The following is a 13306-nucleotide window of genomic DNA, read 5'->3' as shown; positions in this document are numbered from 1 at the left end:
CTCACTCCCCCTTGATGCCGGCACGCTTGACCAGTTCGCCGTACACCGCGAGGCGCTCCGACATCATGGCGGTGAACTGCGCCGACGACAGCGCCTCGGGCGCCAATGCGCCGCGCGATTGCAGCGCGTCCAGCATGCTCGGCTGCTCCGCCACGGTGCGCACGGCCTTGTAGAGCGCGGCCAGCACCTCGGGCGGCGTCCTGGCCGGCGCCGCCAGCCCGATCCACGAGGTGGCGTTGACCACGGGGTAGCCCAGTTCCTCGAAGGTGGGCACCTCGGGCAGCACCGACAGCCGCGTGGGCGCGGCCACCGCGAGCGCGCGCAGCTTGCCTGCCTGGATCTGCGGCAGGAAGGGCGCGAGGTTGTCGAGGCCGAACTGCACCTCGTTGGCCATCAGCGCCGCGACCAGCGGGCCGCCGCCGCGGTAGGGCACATGCACCGCGTCGAACTGCGCCGCGTTCCTGAGCAGCTCCACGTTGAGCTGCCCCATGCTGCCCGGCCCGGCGCTGCAGAAATTGAGCTGGCCGGGGTGGGCCTTCAGATGCGCGAGGAATTCCTTGAAGGTCTTGCCCGGCACGGCCGGGTTGACCACCAGCACGTTGGGCGTGCGGGCCAGCTGCGCGATCGAGGCGAAGTCCTTGATCGGGTCGTAGCCGGTGTTGGCCTGCGTCAGCGGGTTGGCCAGGTGCGAGCTCTGCGAGGACACCACCAGCGTGTAGCCGTCGGCCCTGGCGCGCGCGACCTGGGCGCTGGCGATGGAGCCCCCCGCGCCCGCGCGGTTGTCCACCACCACCGAGGTGCCCAGCGCCTTGGCCAGCGGCTCGGCGTAGAGCCGCGCGATCAGGTCGACCGAGCCGCCCGCGGGAAACGGCACCACCAGCGTGACCGGCCGGGACGGGAAGGACTGTGCATGCGCCCCCAGGGGCAGCGCGGCGGCCAGGCCCATGCCCAGGAGGCTGCGGCGGCGCAGCGTGAAAGCGTCGGAGAAGGAGCGCATGGCGTGATTTCCAGAAAGGGTGGGAGGAGAACAGCAAGAATATTTGAAGAGATTCTTTCATTTTATTTTTAAAACTGCAATGAAGTCTTCAGAATAGGGGGGCAGGCAGTTTGCTCACAATCCCCCATGGCCACCCAGAACCTCAACCAACGCATCGCCGGCTACGACAGGAAGCTCACCAAGAGCGAGCAGCGGCTGATCGCCGAACTGCAGGCCCGCCACCCGCAGGGCCTGCTCGAATCGGCCAGCCAGCTGGCCCGGCAGGTCAACACCAGCGCCTCCACCGTGGTGCGGCTGCTCGCCAAGCTGGGCTATGCGAGCTATGCCGAAGCGCAGATGGAAGCGCGCTCGGAGGTCACGGCCCTGCTCGCCACGCCCGGCACCCGCGCCAGCGCCGTAATCGGCGACGACACCTCCATCCGCTCCTGCCTGGACAACGTGCTGCTGCACGACCAGCACAACCTGGCCGCCACCTTCGCCGCGCTCGACGTGGCCGCCTTCGAGGCCACGGTGCGCCTGCTCACGCAGCGCAAGGCGCGCGTCCATGTGCTGGGGCAGCGCCACGGCGCCCCGATCGCCGGCCACCTGGCCCTGCACCTGAACCTGTGCCTGCCCGACGTGCGGCTGATGAGCTCGACCGGCCCGCTGTTCATCGAGGACGAGATGCTGTGGATCGGCGAGCACGACGTGCTGCTGGCCCCGACCTTCCGCCGCCATTCGCTGGCGATCACGCGCGCGGCCAGGTACTTCCGCGCCCAGGGCGCCAAGGTGGTGGTGATCACCGACATGCCCACCGCCCCGCCCGCGGCCTCGGCCGACCACATGCTGCTGGTGCGCACCTCGAGCGCCTCGCCCTTCGACTCCTACACCGCCGCGCTCTCGGTGGCCAACGCGCTGGTCATGGCCGTGGCGCAGCGGCGCAGGAAGGAACTGGGCGCGGCGCTGGAGCGTGGCGAGGCGCTGTGGGCCAAGCACTGGAAGGAAACGGGGAGCTGAAGACGCGCCGGATCCTGGCGCGCCCGGCCCGCAGGCTCAGCGCGCCGGTCCCACGATGTCCGCCGTGTGCTCGCCCAGCATCGGCGCCCTGCGTTCCTGCTTCCCACTGCGTTCCCCGTTGAAGCGGATCGGCTCCGCGACGGCCCGATAGCTGCCCAGCGTCGGGTGGGCATGGGTCACGAGCAGGCCCTGGTGCGCGACCTGCTCGTCGTCGAACACCGCCTCGATGCCGCGCACCACCGTGCAGGGCACGCGGGTGCCGAAGATCGCCTCCCATTCCCTGGCGCTGCGCGTCATCAGCGCCGCGCGCAGCTGCGGCAGCAGCACCGCCTCGTTCGCCTTGCGCAGGCGCATGTGGGCATAGCGCGAATCGCAGGCCAGGTGCCCGAGGCCCGTGAGTTCGCACAGCGCCTGCCAGAAGGCTTCGGTCTGGGCCTGGAGGTAGAGGTAGCCGTCGCGCGTGGGATGCAGGCCCGAGAGCGCGCCGCCGCGCAGGTCGCGGTCCACCTCGGCCGACTCGCCTTCGGCCCACACCATGCGGCCCGCCTGCATCGCCAGCGCGGCCTGCAGCAGCGAGGTGTCGACGCGCTGCGCCAGCCTGGTGCGCTCGCGCTGGAACAGCGCCGCGCAGATGCCGGTGGCGATCAGGCTCGCGCCGTAGAAGTCCACGGCCGAGCCCCAGACCACGCGCGGCTCGTCGCCGGGATAGCCCTGCGCCTGGGCGATGCCGGTGCGGCATTGCAGCACCTGGTCGAAGCCGGGGCGCTGCGCCTGCGGGCCGTCGGGGCCATAGCCGGTGAAGCTGCAGTAGACCAGCCGCGGCTGGAGCGCGCACAGCGTGTCGAAGTCGAGCCCGAGCCGCTCTGCCACGCCGGGGCGGAAGTTGTGCAGCACCACGTCGGCGTCGGCCACGAGGCGGTGGCAGGCCGCGCGGTCGGCGGGCTGCTTCAGGTCCAGCACGATGCCGCGCTTGTTCCGGTTGACACCGAGGAAGGCACGGCTCTCGCCGGGCAGGGTCGACGGGTAGTGGCGCATCGGGTCGCCCTCGGGCGTCTCGACCTTGACCACGTCGGCGCCCATGTCGCCCAGCAGGCTGGCGCCGTAGGGGCCGGCGATGTAGGTGCTGAAGTCGAGCACCTGGATGCCCTCGAGTGTCTGTTGCGCCATGGGATGGGGTCCGTGGAGAGTCGATGGAATGAACGGCAGGGAGCGGGCGCGCGCAGCTCAGGCCAGCAGCCGGCGCGCGCGTTCCACCATCGGCCGGTCGATCATGCGGCCCTGCAGCCGCAGGGCGCCGCTGCCGTCGGCTTCGGCCGCTGCGTACGCCGCCAGCACATCGCGGGCGTGGGCGAGCTCGTCGTCGGTGGGGGCAAAGGCGCGGCGCAGCACCGGCACCTGGGCCGGATGCACGGCGGGCGAGCCGCCGAAACCCAGCCGGCGCGACAGCCGCGCGGCCCGCGCCAGGGACTCGAGGTCGTCCAGTTCGGCGATCGATGCGGCCAGGCCCCAGCAGGCCAGGCCCTCGGCCGCGGCGCACATCGCCACGCGCGCGGCCGCGGGCAGCAGCAGTTCGCGCTCGGGCGCACGCCCCATGGCGGCGGCATAGTCCTCGGCGCCGAAGCCGAGCGCGCGCAGGCCGGGGTCGGCGGCGGCGATGGCGTCGGCGCGCAGCACGCCGCGCGGCGTCTCGATCAGCGCGACCAGCGCGCCCGGCGCGGCCACGCCCAGGGCCTGCGCATGGCGCTCGAGCGCGGCCCGGGCGGCCTGCACCGTGTCGGGCGATTCGACCTTGGGCAGCATGACGGCATCGACGCCGGCGGCGACGCAGGCCACCAGGTCGACTTCGCACAGTTCGGCTTCGGCATTGACGCGCGCGAACAGCGGCAGGCCGGTGGCGCGCAATGCGGCCACTGCCGGGGCCAGGGCGCGCCGCGCCTCGGCCTTGCGCTGCGGCGCGATCGCATCCTCCAGGTCGAGGATCAGCGCGTCGGCGCCGCGTTCGCCCGCGCGGGCAAAGAAGCGGGGTTCGAGCACCGGCACGAAGAGCGCGGTGCGGATGCGGTGCAGGTCCATCGTCGCCCGCTCAATCGGCCGTGATGCCCAGACGCGCGACCACGGCTTCCCAGACCGGCGCGTCCTTGAGCATCTGCGCGCGGAAGGCCTCGACCGGCATCGCGAGCGGCTCGGTCTCCATCGAGGCGAACTGCGCCTTGACCTCGGGCGAGGACAGCACCGCCGCCATCTCGGTGCCGATGCGCTCGACGACGGCCGCGGGCAGCTTCGGCGACCCGAACAGGCCGCCCATGGTGTTGAGCGTGAGGCCGGGATAGCCGAGCTCGGCCATGGTCGGCACGTCCGGGTAGGTCGCCAGGCGCTGGGCCGAGGTCACGGCCAGGGCCCGCAGCCGCCCGCCGCGCATCAGCGCGCCGGCGGCGATCGGCGAATCGGTCGAGAACAGCACCTGCCCGCCCGCCAGGTCGGCCAGCGACTGCCCGCTGCCCTTGTAGGGCACATGGGTCGCCTCGACCTTGGCCTGCTGCAGGTACATCTCGGTCGCCAGGTGGGTCAGCGTGCCGGTGCCCGACGAGGAATAGCTCGAGGGCGTCGACGCCAGCCGCCGGGTCAGTTCCTGCAGGCTGCGCGGGCTGTCGGGGCCGGTGCCCACCAGCACCAGGTAGGGGCTGCGCAAGGCGGCCGCCACGGGGGTGAAGTCGTTCAGGCGGAATCTGGCGTTGCGGTTCATCGCCGGCACCACGACCAGCGGGGCGGTGGTGCTCAGCAGCAGGGTGTAGCCGTCGGCGGGCTGCTCCAGCACGAACTGGTGGCCGATGATGCCGCCGCCGCCGGCCTTGTTCTCCACGTAGACGCTCTGCTTCAGGCGCTCGCCCAGCTTGGTGGCCAGCAGCCGGCCGATCACGTCGCTGCCCGAGCCCGTGCCCTGCGTGACGACCAGGCGGATCGGCTTGCTGGGATAGGTGTCGGCGAAGGCCCCGGCGGCGGCGCCCGCCAGCGGCAGCGCGGCGGCCGCGGACAGCGTGCGGATAAAGTCTCTGCGTTTCATGCGTTTGTCTCCAGTCGGGGCGTGATCGGCGTCGATCGCCTTATTAGTCGAATATTCGAATATCATCAATTCATGGCGAATCCAACAAGTGCCGGCGCGGCGCTTTCCACCCAGGACATCGTTGCCGCCATCGTCCGCAGGATCGACGAGGGGCAGTACCCCGTGGGCAGCCTGCTGCCCAGCGAGGCGGACCTGCAGGCGCAGTTCGGCGCCACCCGCTACCGCCTGCGCGAGGCCATGGGCGCGCTGCGCAAGCTGGGCGTGATCGATTCGCGCGCCGGCATCGGCACCACGGTGCTGGCGCGCAACCCGACGCCCTTCTTCGTGCATTCGCAGCAGACGCTCGACAGCATCATGGAGGCCGCGCGCACCACCAAACTCAAGCTCGAGCGCTCCGGCCACCTGAGGGCCGACGCGCAGCTGGCGGGGCTGCTGCGCGTGGCGCCCGACACCCCCTGGTTCTTCATGGACACGCTGCGCTACCTGCGCAACGAATCGCGGCCCATCGGTGCCCTCTGGCTCTACACGCGGCCCGAATTCGCGGCGGCGGCCGAATCGCTGGAGGATTGGAACGGGCCGGTCTTCAAGCTGCTGGAGCAACGCTTCGGCGTGCGCGTGGCCGTGGTCGACCAGGAGATCGACGCCGCCCCGCTCGAGGCGCAGCTGGCCGATCGCCTGGGCGCCGAGGCCGGCTCGCCCTGCCTGCAGGTCACGCGCCACTGGCTCGACGCGGCGGGCAAGCTGGTGCAGTGCTCGGTCGGCATCTACCCGCAGGGGCGCTCGCGCTACCGCTCGAGGCTGCCGCTGGCCGGGCACTGAGTGCCAGCGCGGCGTCGCTGAGGGGGCGGCCGGCCCCTGCCGCGATAATGTTCGGCCGGGCTGCCGCCGCGCGGGCTCACCCCGGCGCCGCGCCGCCGGCCCCCCTTTTTTCCAATCGACAGGCCAAGCCTGTGCCGCCGATGCCAAGGTCGCGCGGCCAGGACCAGTGAAGACAAGCGAACAATGACCGAGGCGAGTGCAACGAACTCCAATGGGATCCGCGGTGCGGGCAAGAAAAGCCAGCCGGATCCGATGCTGGCGAAGGACGACTTCGCGCAGCACACGCCCATGATGGCGCAGTATTTCCGCCTGAAGGCGGACCATCCCGACACCCTGCTCTTCTATCGGATGGGCGACTTCTACGAGCTGTTCTACGCCGACGCCGAGAAGGCCGCGCGCCTGCTCGACATCACGCTCACGCAGCGCGGCCAGTCGGGCGGCCACCCGGTCACGATGGCCGGCGTGCCCTTCCATGCGGTCGATGCCTACCTGGGCCGGCTGATCAAGCTGGGCGAGTCGGTCGCGATCTGCGAGCAGGTCGGCGAGGTCGGCGCCAGCAAGGGCCCGGTCGAGCGCAAGGTGATGCGCGTGGTCACGCCCGGCACGCTGACCGACGCCGAGCTGCTCAACGACAAGAGCGAATCGCTGCTGCTCGCGGTGCATGCGGGCAGCCGAAATTCCTGCGGCCTGGCCTGGCTCAGCGTGACCGGCGCCGAGCTGCGCCTGGCCGAATGCCCGGCCGATGCGCTGGAAGCCTGGATCGCGCGCATCGCGCCCAGCGAGGTGCTCTACAGCGCCGAGGTCACGCCGGCCTTCGAGAACCGGCTCAAGTCCGCGCGCGCGGCCCAGCCCTTCACGCTGTCGGTGCGGCCGGCCTGGCAGTTCGACGGCGCCCTGGGCGAGCGCAAGCTGTGCGAGCAGCTGGCCAGCGCCAGCCTGTCGGCCTGGAACGCCGAGGGCCTGGGCAATGCGCATGCCGCGGCCTCGGCGCTGCTGGGCTATGCCGAGCACACGCAGGGCCGCGCGCTGCCACACCTGCAGCGCCTCACGGTGGAGCGCGACGGCGACCTGATCGAGCTGCCGCCCGCCACGCGGCGCAACCTCGAGCTGGTGCAGACCTTGCGCGGGGAGGATTCGCCCACCCTGTTCTCGCTGCTCGACACCTGCATGACCGGCATGGGCAGCCGCCTGCTCAAGCGCTGGCTGCTGTCGCCGCGGCGCGAGCGCGGCGAGGCGCAGTCGCGGCTCGACGCGATCGGCGCGCTGCAGGCGCCGGCGCTCGGCGGCAGCAGCGCGCCCTGGCGCACGCTGCGCGAGCAGCTCAAGAACACCAGCGACGTCGAGCGCATCGCGGCGCGCATCGCGCTGCGCCAGGTGCGCCCGCGCGAACTGGTGGCGCTGCGGTTGGCGCTGGCCAAGGCCGAGCAGCTCGCGCCCGCCCTGCCCGGCGCGGCGCCGCTGCTGCAGCAGATCGCGCAGCGCCTGTCGCCGCCCGCGGGCTGCGCCGAGCTGCTGGTCGCGGCGCTCAAGCCCGACCCGGCCGCGCTGGTGCGCGACGGCGGCGTGATCGCCATCGGCCACGACGCCGACCTCGACGAGCTGCGCGCGATCAGCGAGAACTGCGACGAGTTCCTGCTCAAGCTCGAAGTCAGCGAGCGCGAGCGCACCGGCATCAGCAACCTGCGGGTGCAGTTCAACCGGGTGCACGGCTTCTACATCGAGGTCACGCAAAGCGCGCTGGCCAAGGTGCCCGACAACTACCGCCGCCGCCAGACGCTGAAGAACGCCGAGCGCTTCATCACGCCCGAACTCAAGGCCTTCGAGGACAAGGCGCTGAGTGCACAGGACCGCGCGCTGGCGCGCGAGAAGTGGCTCTACGAACAGCTGCTCGACGCGCTGCAGCCGCATGTGAACGCGCTCACCGGCCTGGCCGCGGGCATCGCCACGCTCGATGCGCTGTGCGCGCTGGCCGAGCGCTCGCACACGCTGCACTGGAAGGCGCCGAGCTTCGTCTCGCACCCCTGCATCGAGATCTCGCAGGGCCGCCATCCGGTGGTCGAGGCGCGGCTGGCCGAGAAGTCGGCCGGCGCCTTCATCGCCAACGACACCCAGCTCGGCCCGCAGCAGCGCATGCAGGTCATCACCGGCCCCAACATGGGCGGCAAGTCGACCTACATGCGGCAGATCGCGATCGTGGTGCTGCTGGCCTCGATCGGCTCGCACGTGCCCGCCGCGGCCTGCCGGCTCGGGCCCATCGACGCGATCCACACCCGCATCGGCGCGGCCGACGACCTGGCCAATGCGCAGTCGACCTTCATGCTCGAGATGACCGAGGCCGCGCAGATCCTGCACGGCGCCACCGCGCAGTCGCTGGTGCTGATGGACGAGATCGGCCGCGGCACCAGCACCTTCGACGGCCTCGCGCTGGCCGCGGGCATCGCCGCGCAGCTGCACGACCGCACCAAGGCCTTCACGCTGTTCGCCACCCACTATTTCGAGCTCACCGAGTTTCCGGCCACGCACCACGGCGCGGTCAACATGCATGTGAGCGCGACCGAATCGGGGCGCGACATCGTGTTCCTGCACGAGATGCAGCCGGGTCCGGCGAGCAAGAGCTACGGCATCCAGGTGGCGCGGCTGGCGGGCATGCCGGCCGCGGTGGTCAACCACGCGCGCCAGGCCCTGGAGGCGCTCGAGGCCCAGCAGACGCAGACCCGGGCCCAGGTCGACCTGTTCGCGCCGCCGCCGGTGGCCGAGACGCCCGAGGACAGCGCCGTAGAATCCGCCCTGGCCGCACTCGACCTCGACGCGATGAGCCCCCGGGAAGCGCTCGAGGCGCTGTACGCCCTTCAAAAACTCAACATGCGCGAAGGCGGTCGCCCCTGAACCGGCCCGATTCGCACGCAGATCCCATGACTTATTGCGTAGGCATCAAACTCAACGCCGGCCTGGTGTTCCTCTCGGACTCGCGCACCAACGCGGGCGTGGACCACATCAGCACCTTCCGCAAGATGATCGTCTACGAGCAGCCCGACGACCGCGTCATGGTGCTGCTGTCGGCCGGCAACCTGAGCATCTCGCAGTCGGTGCGCGAGATCCTGCAGATCGAGGAGGTGCGCGAGGTCCAGGAGAACGGCGAGCCCGGCCCGCCGATCACCATCTGGAACGCCAAGAGCATGTTCGACGCCGCGCGCGTGCTCGGCTCGGCGGTGCGCCATGTCTACGACCGCGACGCCGAGGCGCTCAAGCATGCGGGCGTGGACTTCAACGTGTCCTTCATCTTCGGCGGCCAGGTCAAAGGCGAAGGCATGCGCCTGTTCCTGGTCTACTCGGCCGGCAACTTCATCGAGGCCACCAACGAGACGCCCTACTTCCAGGTCGGCGAATCGAAGTACGGCAAGCCGGTGCTCGACCGCGTGCTCACGCCCGACACCCCGCTCGACGAGGCCGCCAAGTGCGCGCTGGTGTCGATGGACTCGACCATGAAGTCCAACCTCTCGGTGGGCCTGCCGCTGGACCTGGTGGTGTATGAAGCCGGCCGGCTGCGCACCGACAAGATCGTCTGCCTCGACGCCAACAACCCCTACTACCAGATGATGCACAACAGCTGGGGCCAGAAGCTGCGCGAGGTGTTCGACAGCATCGAGGACCCGGTCTGGGACGGCAGCTTCACCGAGCATCCGCTGATGATGCCGGCCACGCGCCACGCGCCGCTGCGCAAGATCTCCACGCCCGACGAAAAGCTGATCTAGGCCCGGGCCCGCATCCGATGGCCATGCCTCCGATCGTCTTCTCGCACGGCAACAGCTTCCCGGCGAGCACCTACCGCGTGATGCTCGACAGCCTGCGCAACCGCGGCTTCGACGTGCACGCGATCGAGAAGTTCGGGCACGACCCGAAGTACCCGGTGACCAACAACTGGCCGCACCTGGTCGCGCAGCTGGCCGACTTCACGCGCGGCGTGGTCAAGGAAGCGGGCCAGCCGGCGCTGCTGGTGGGCCATTCGCTGGGCGGTTTCCTGAGCCTGATGTGCGCCTCGGGCCACCCGACGCTCGCGCGCGGCGTGGTCATGCTCGACTCGCCGCTGGTGGGCGGCTGGCGCGCCAACACGCTGGGCCTGGTCAAGCGCACCGCGCTGATGAAGACCGTCTCGCCCGGCGCGGTGAGCCGCAAGCGGCGCAACCGCTGGGACGACCGCGAGGCCGCCTTTGCCCACTTCCGCGCCAAGAAGGCCTTCGCGCGCTGGGACGAGCAGGTGCTGCGCGACTACATCGAGCACGGCATGCTCGACGCGCCCGATGCCGCCGACCCGGCCGAGGCACTGACCCTGAGCTTCGACCGCGACGTCGAGACCGCGATCTACGACACCCTGCCCCACAACCTCGGTGCGCTGCTGCGCGCCAACCCGCTGCAATGCCGCGTGGCCTTCGTGGGCGGGCGCCAGTCGGTCGAGATGCGGCGCGTGGGCATGGCCATGACCGACCGCATCACGCGCGGGCGCATCGCGATGCTCGACGGCACGCACCTGTTCCCGATGGAGCAGCCGATCGCGTCGGCCGCGGCGGTGGAAGCTTCGCTGCGCAACCTGCTGTGAGCGCCGGCGGCGCGTGCAGGCGCGCTGCCTAGAATCGCGCGGCGCCTCCCCTCGACCGACCCGCCGAATCCGCATGCCGCTGAACGAATCCGCCCCCGCCCTGGCCGACGCCTTGATCGTCGACCCCTTCTACCTCTCGATCTCCGTCGATTTCGAACACGACATGCCCCGCCGCAAGGCCGTGCTCGCGTCCTACTTCGCGTACTCGATGGCGGAAGCCGAACGCGGCGGACGCTGCCTGACGCCCGACGACCGCAGGCTGGGCGCGGCCGCATGGCTGCTGCCGCGCGGGGACGAAGTCGAGGCGGCCGAATCGGCCGCGAAGCACGCCTTCCTCGCCCGCACGCTGGGCCCTCGAGGCCTGGCCCACTACCACCGCATCGTCGAATTCATGGCCGCGCAGTCACCGGCCGTGGTGCCGGAGGGCGCGTGGTACCTGTCGATCCTGGGCATCGCGCCCACCGCGCAGGGCCAGGGCCTCGGCGCGAAGCTGCTGGCCCCGACGCTGGCCGAGGCCGATGCCGCGGGCGCGCCCTGCTTCCTCGAGACCTTCACACCACTCAGCGTGGCGTTCTACGAACGGCTGGGCTTCCGGCGCACAGCCCGGCACCTGGAGCCGGTCACGCAGTCGATGTACGAGATCATGTGCCGGCCCGCGGCGGCGACGGTCCACCATCGGCCCGGCAACTGAGACCACGCACCGTCCATGTCCACCGCGCCGCCCGAGGACGTCCAGCCCGTCTCGCTGACCCCCACGCTGATCGTCGAGGACGATCCGGCCATGCAAGCGAGGCTGCGTGACGTGCTGGTCGCGCTCGGCTGCGACGCGGCGCAGATCGCCGTGGCCGACAGCGTGGCCGGCGCACGCGCGCTGCTCGAGGCGAAGCGCTACGGCCTGGCGCTGATCGACATCGGCCTGCCCGACGGCAGCGGTGTGGAACTGATCGGCTGGATGCAGGTGCACCGTCCGGACACGCCGGCGGTGGTGATCTCGGCCTGGCGCACCGAGGAGATCATCCTTTCGGCGCTGAAGGCCGGTGCCATCGGCTACCTGCTGAAGGAACGCGACGACCTCGAGCTGCGCGTGGCGCTGCGCAGCATCGCGCAAGGCGGCGCGCCCATCGACCCGGCCATCGCACGACGCATCCTGGCGTGGGTCACCGCGGTGCCAGCGCCCGCCCCGGTCCCGGCCGATGCGCCCGCCTCGACGCTGACGCCGCGCGAGCGCAGGATCCTCGAACTCGTGGCCCAGGGCCTGAGCAACCGCGACATGGCCGAGTCGCTGTCGATCTCCAGGCTCACGGTGGAATGCCACACCAAGAACATCTACCGCAAGCTGGCCGTCGGCTCGCGCACCGAGGCCGTCTACCAGGGCCGAAAGCACGGCCTGCTGCGCTGACCCTCACCACGCATAGCCCGCCTGTACACGGGCCGCCAGGCGGTTGCTGCTGCCGCTGCTGGTCGCGGTGGACACGCCCAGGCCCAGGTTCAGGCTGTCGCTGACCTGGTAGCCGAAGGCGAAACCGATGGCCGATGCGCTGGAATAGTTGCCGACGGCCGCGCCGATCCACTTCTTGCCCGCCGGCAGCGTCGGCATGGACGGAATGGCCAGCGCCGCGGCCACGCCCTGTGCCGCAAAGGCATTCGCCTGAGCGGTCGCATGGTTCACCGCCTGCTGCAGCTGGTTGACGTTGACGGCATCGGTGCCCAGCACGCCGGGCGCAACGTTCGTGATGCCGCGCAGCTGGCCGGTGGCGGCATTGCCCACCGACACGGTGTTGTCGCGGTCGGCCACGGCACCCTGGCCCAGCGCCACCGCATTGCGGCCCGTGGCCAGCGTGTTGGCGCCCAGCGCCACGGCGTTGTCGCCCGCGGCCACCGCATCGTTGCCCACCGCGGTGGTGGGATCGGCCAAGGCCCTGGCGCCGGCACCGATGGCGACCGAGCCCGCATGGCCGGCCTGCGCGCCGCTGCCGATGGCCACGGTGTTCTCACCGTTGGCCTGGGCGTTGGTGCCCATCGAGGTGCTGCCCGCACCGTTGGAACTGGCGCCGGGGCCGCAGGCCACGGCCCCGCCCGCGCCCACCGAACACACGCCGCTGGCGAGGGCCTGGTTCATCAAGGCCTGCAACGCGCCGACCTGCTGGACCGTGAAGTTGTTGGCCGTGCTGACGGCCGCCTGCTGGGCCTGCTGTACCTGGCCCAGATTGGCCGCATCGGTGGCGGCCTGGCCGGCCGCCACGTTGGCGATGGTGGTGCCTGCGCCGCCATTGGCGTTGAGTTGCAGCGTGGTGCCGCCCGCGGCGTACTGCGCCGAATTCTGCGCCGCGCCCAGCGCCGCATCGGCGGTGGATTGCACGGCATGGAGCTGGCTGCCGTTGACCGCATCGGTGCTGGTGGCGCTCACCGAACCGGCACTGACGTTGACCAGGCCGCGCGTCTGGCCCGCGCTCCCGAAGGACACCGTGTTGGCCGCGGTGGCGACCGAGTTGGCGCCGATGGCCACGCCGCCGGTCGCGCCACTGGCGACCTGGCTGCCGGAACCGATCGCCACGCTGCCCGTGGCCCGCGCGGCCGCGCCGGAACTCGTGCCGTTCGCGCCACCGATCGCCGTGCTGCCGTCGCCGGAGGCCACGGCGCCCTGGCGGGTGCCCGAGGCACTGCCGATGGCGACGGCCGAGTGGCCCGAGGCCTGTGCGCCACTGCCGCCCGCCTGGCCGGCGCTGCCGCAGCAACCGTCGCTGCCCGCGCCGCCCGCGCCCAGCGCGATCGCACCGCTCGCCGAAGCCTGGGCGCCCGATCCGCCGACCCCGCCCGTGCCGCCCGCAGCGCCTTGCGC

The 13306-nt window shown here is 71.4% G+C and carries 12 protein-coding genes; 7 read left to right on the top strand and 5 right to left on the bottom strand.

Features of this window, described 5'->3' with window-relative positions; all coding sequences use genetic code 11:
• Position 1: 1 nt before the first annotated feature.
• Entirely contained in the window at positions 2 to 997 is a 996-nt protein-coding gene (locus tag A9977_RS17885) for a tripartite tricarboxylate transporter substrate binding protein (protein WP_183026225.1), read from the bottom strand.
• 126 nt (positions 998 to 1123) lie between these two features.
• Between A9977_RS17885 and A9977_RS17880 the strand changes: the two genes are divergently transcribed.
• A complete protein-coding gene (locus A9977_RS17880) occupies positions 1124 to 1993 on the top strand; it encodes a MurR/RpiR family transcriptional regulator (protein ID WP_183026224.1) in 870 nt (289 codons plus the stop codon).
• A gap of 36 nt (positions 1994 to 2029) precedes the next feature.
• On the opposite strand, the gene A9977_RS17875 is transcribed toward A9977_RS17880, so the two are convergent.
• Genes A9977_RS17875 through A9977_RS17865 form a run of 3 tightly spaced genes read right to left on the bottom strand, consistent with a single transcriptional unit; the run spans position 2030 to position 5054 of the window.
• Positions 2030 to 3160, bottom strand: coding sequence for a CaiB/BaiF CoA-transferase family protein (locus A9977_RS17875; RefSeq protein WP_183026223.1), 1131 nt, complete (start codon positions 3158 to 3160; stop codon positions 2030 to 2032).
• A gap of 57 nt (positions 3161 to 3217) precedes the next feature.
• A complete protein-coding gene (locus A9977_RS17870) occupies positions 3218 to 4066 on the bottom strand; it encodes a CoA ester lyase (protein ID WP_183026222.1) in 849 nt (282 codons plus the stop codon).
• A 10-nt stretch (positions 4067 to 4076) separates the two neighbouring features.
• Positions 4077 to 5054, bottom strand: a complete 978-nt coding sequence (locus tag A9977_RS17865; RefSeq protein WP_183026221.1) for a tripartite tricarboxylate transporter substrate binding protein — start codon at positions 5052 to 5054, stop codon at positions 4077 to 4079.
• 72 nt (positions 5055 to 5126) lie between these two features.
• Between A9977_RS17865 and A9977_RS17860 the strand changes: the two genes are divergently transcribed.
• The 6 genes from A9977_RS17860 (at position 5127) to A9977_RS17835 (ending at position 11866) form a co-directional block, all read left to right on the top strand.
• Positions 5127 to 5873 (top strand): GntR family transcriptional regulator, encoded by a 747-nt coding sequence (locus A9977_RS17860; RefSeq protein WP_183026220.1) that lies wholly within the window; start codon positions 5127 to 5129, stop codon positions 5871 to 5873.
• 252 nt (positions 5874 to 6125) lie between these two features.
• Positions 6126 to 8759, top strand: a complete 2634-nt coding sequence (gene mutS / locus A9977_RS17855) for a DNA mismatch repair protein MutS (RefSeq protein WP_183026219.1) — start codon at positions 6126 to 6128, stop codon at positions 8757 to 8759.
• Positions 8760 to 8785: 26 nt separating this feature from the next.
• Entirely contained in the window at positions 8786 to 9625 is an 840-nt protein-coding gene (locus tag A9977_RS17850; RefSeq protein ID WP_183026218.1) for a proteasome-type protease, read from the top strand.
• A 17-nt stretch (positions 9626 to 9642) separates the two neighbouring features.
• Positions 9643 to 10467 (top strand): alpha/beta fold hydrolase, encoded by an 825-nt coding sequence (locus A9977_RS17845; RefSeq protein WP_183026217.1) that lies wholly within the window; start codon positions 9643 to 9645, stop codon positions 10465 to 10467.
• Between the two features lie 73 nt (positions 10468 to 10540).
• Complete coding sequence (locus A9977_RS17840; protein WP_183026216.1) at positions 10541 to 11158, top strand: GNAT family N-acetyltransferase; 618 nt, start codon at positions 10541 to 10543, stop codon at positions 11156 to 11158.
• Positions 11159 to 11173: 15 nt separating this feature from the next.
• Complete coding sequence (locus A9977_RS17835; protein WP_183026215.1) at positions 11174 to 11866, top strand: response regulator transcription factor; 693 nt, start codon at positions 11174 to 11176, stop codon at positions 11864 to 11866.
• A gap of 3 nt (positions 11867 to 11869) precedes the next feature.
• On the opposite strand, the gene A9977_RS17830 is transcribed toward A9977_RS17835, so the two are convergent.
• Positions 11870 to 13306: adhesin (locus A9977_RS17830; RefSeq protein WP_220811885.1), on the bottom strand; the 1437-nt coding region annotated here is incomplete at its 5' end.

The organism is Variovorax sp. UMC13, assembly GCF_014170375.1.
Classification (GTDB): domain Bacteria; phylum Pseudomonadota; class Gammaproteobacteria; order Burkholderiales; family Burkholderiaceae_C; genus Variovorax.
This window is presented reverse-complemented; position numbering and strand designations above follow the sequence as displayed.